The organism is Polynucleobacter sp. 35-46-11, from assembly GCF_002281105.1.
In genome coordinates, this window is the sequence record NZ_NCFJ01000388.1 from 1 (window position 1) to 2,452 (window position 2,452).

At 46.1% G+C, this 2,452-nt stretch carries 3 protein-coding genes and 1 pseudogene; all 4 read left to right on the forward strand.

Annotation, left to right across the window (positions count from 1 at the left end; translation table 11 throughout):
• Positions 1–342 (forward strand): annotated as a pseudogene (locus B7Y67_RS15295) (hypothetical protein); the annotation flags it as partial.
• Positions 342–671: a hypothetical protein gene (locus B7Y67_RS15300; protein WP_293599373.1), complete on the forward strand. Its 330-nt coding sequence runs from the start codon at positions 342–344 to the stop codon at positions 669–671. The pseudogene B7Y67_RS15295 and the gene B7Y67_RS15300, both read left to right, overlap by 1 nt.
• 12 nt (positions 672–683) lie before the next feature.
• Positions 684–1,262: a GspH/FimT family pseudopilin gene (locus tag B7Y67_RS15305; RefSeq protein WP_293599374.1), complete on the forward strand. Its 579-nt coding sequence runs from the start codon at positions 684–686 to the stop codon at positions 1,260–1,262.
• Positions 1,263–1,311: 49 nt separating this feature from the next.
• Complete coding sequence (gene ribD / locus B7Y67_RS15310) at positions 1,312–2,424, forward strand: bifunctional diaminohydroxyphosphoribosylaminopyrimidine deaminase/5-amino-6-(5-phosphoribosylamino)uracil reductase RibD (protein ID WP_293599375.1); 1,113 nt, start codon at positions 1,312–1,314, stop codon at positions 2,422–2,424.
• Positions 2,425–2,452 lie beyond the last annotated feature (28 nt).

Sequence of the window (2,452 nt, forward strand, 5' to 3'; positions counted from 1 at the left end):
GTTAATTTTGATTGCATTGGAAATGCCATTACTAAAGAGCGCGCCAAGAATAATGTTTCTCAACAGGGTTTCATTATTGATCGACAAGCAAGCCTTCCTAAGGGTGCCCGAGTAAATGGCGGTTCACTCATTTGCCAGTCTCTTGATCGTCAGGGCCGCTTACAAAACACTACTTTAATGAATGGTGTGGAGCGATTATCGATCGAGCCTATTCAAGTTGGTCATCTGCCTATAAGTCAATCCAATAAAGGGCCGAAAATATTCAAGGTGAAGCTGGAGATGACGGATGGAGCAAGGATTCAGCGGGTATTTGAGCGTACTTTTTCTACAAGAAATCTTTAGTGATTATTGCTTGGGTCTTATCTCTATTTATGTTGATCTCGTCCTTGATTCAGATTTTGGAGCGTTCTGTCGCACTTGAAATCATTCGCCTTGACGCTATTACCAGTGCGGGAAAGAAATTGATCGCATCTGAAGAATTACTTTTAGAGTGCCAGGAAAACTTGGCAAGGATTGCTTCATTGAATCACTCTGATTGCCATATTCAATCTGCCGGAAAAAATCTCTGGCTAATTTCTACTAAAGACAAACCCACCATCGAGATCTTGGTTTTTCTGGATGAAAAAACTAAACAAGCTACCCGCTTAAATTGGCGCCAAGAATTTGAATGAATGGTGATTTGAATGAATAGTATGAATGATAAAAACGTGAATTATTTCAGAACGGAAAGTGGCGGCAGCTTGCTGGAGTTAATGGCCGTGGTGCTATTGATTGCCATCATGGCGGTCATGTCAATGCCGCTGCTACAACATAATATGGCCGTTCGACAAATTGATACTATCGCTCGACGTTTTATTGTTCATGCGCAATTTGCGCGAGGACAAGCTTTAATGCTGGGTATTCCAATCCAGATTGCCCCCATTACCGATAAGCTTTGGGATGAGGGGTGGGTGGTGAAAAATGCCTGTTCTGACAAGCGGGCGTCATCAGCCTGTGTCGAGCGCTATTGGTTTTCTCAAGGGGATATAGCCCCCATTTACTTTAAGGGTGGGGGGAAGCAATTTATTGACCCCCATAGTGGAAAAAGAGGGATTCTGTTTAATGCAGCGGGGGCTGCTAAAACGGGCCAGGGAGGCTTTGTAGCCAATCGCCTGATACTGGGCCATGAGCAAGATGCCAGTCTTGAGAGGCAACTGATTTTGGGTAGTGGTGGTCGCTGGCGCATTTGTGATCCTTTTCGGGATACCAAAGCCTGTAGATAGTTTGTAGGTAAATTTGCTCCTCTAGCCCGCAATCGGTTTTAATAGACCCATGTACACCGCTGTTGACCACCAATTGATGACTGAGGCCTTGGCTGAAGCTCAAAAGGCATTCTATTTATCCAATCCCAATCCGCGGGTGGGTTGCGTGATCGCGAAGGACGAAAAAGTGATTGGTCGGGGTTACACCCAAAGAGTGGGTGGACCTCATGCGGAAGTTCAGGCATTGGCTGATGTGAGGGCAAAGGGACTGGATCCTGCTGGATCGACGATCTATGTCACTTTAGAGCCATGCAACCATACTGGCAGAACCCCACCTTGTGTTGATGCCTTAATTGAGGCAAAGCCGGCTATGGTGATTGCAGCCATGTCTGATCCAAATCCTTTGGTAGGCGGCCAAGGATTAGAGCGTCTTAAGTCTGCAGGAATTGAAGTGCGCTGTGGTTTGTTAGGGACGGAAGCCATAGCACTCAATCTGGGATTTATTTCTCGGATGACTCGCGGTTTGCCTTGGGTGCGGATGAAGATTGCTGCGAGCTTAGATGGAAAAACTGCACTTCCAAATGGGCAAAGTCAGTGGATCACGGGACCGCTTGCAAGAACCGACGGACATCACTGGCGTGCTCAAGCCTGCGCCATTCTGACGGGCGTAGGCACTGTGAAAGAAGATGATCCCACTCTGAATGTGAGGGATGTTCAAACGGAGCGCCAGCCTTGGAGAATTATTGTGGACTCTAAACTGGAGACACCACTCAATGCAAAGATTCTTGGTCGCTTAGATCAATCCGGAGTGATTCTGGTGTGCGCTTCTTTAGATTCTGCGGATACAAAAGAAAAAGCTGCAGCATTTGAGGCTCTTGGTGTTGAAGTGATTGCGACGGCTAATGCTCATGGCAAAGTAGATTTGCCAAAACTCTTTGCGTATTTAGCAAAAGAGCGCCACATGAATGAAATCCATGTTGAGGCTGGATTTAAGTTGAATGGATCCTTGCTGAGAGAGGGTTGTGTTGACGAGCTCTTGCTCTACTACGCCCCCTTCTTTATAGGTGATGGTATTGGCATGGCAAACATTTCACCCTTGGGGGCATTAGATCAACGTCAGGATTGGCAAATCATCGATCAAACCCTATTTGGCTCTGATCTACGTTTGCGCCTGAGCAAGTAGTAATAAAGAATAACTAAAAAATAAGCAA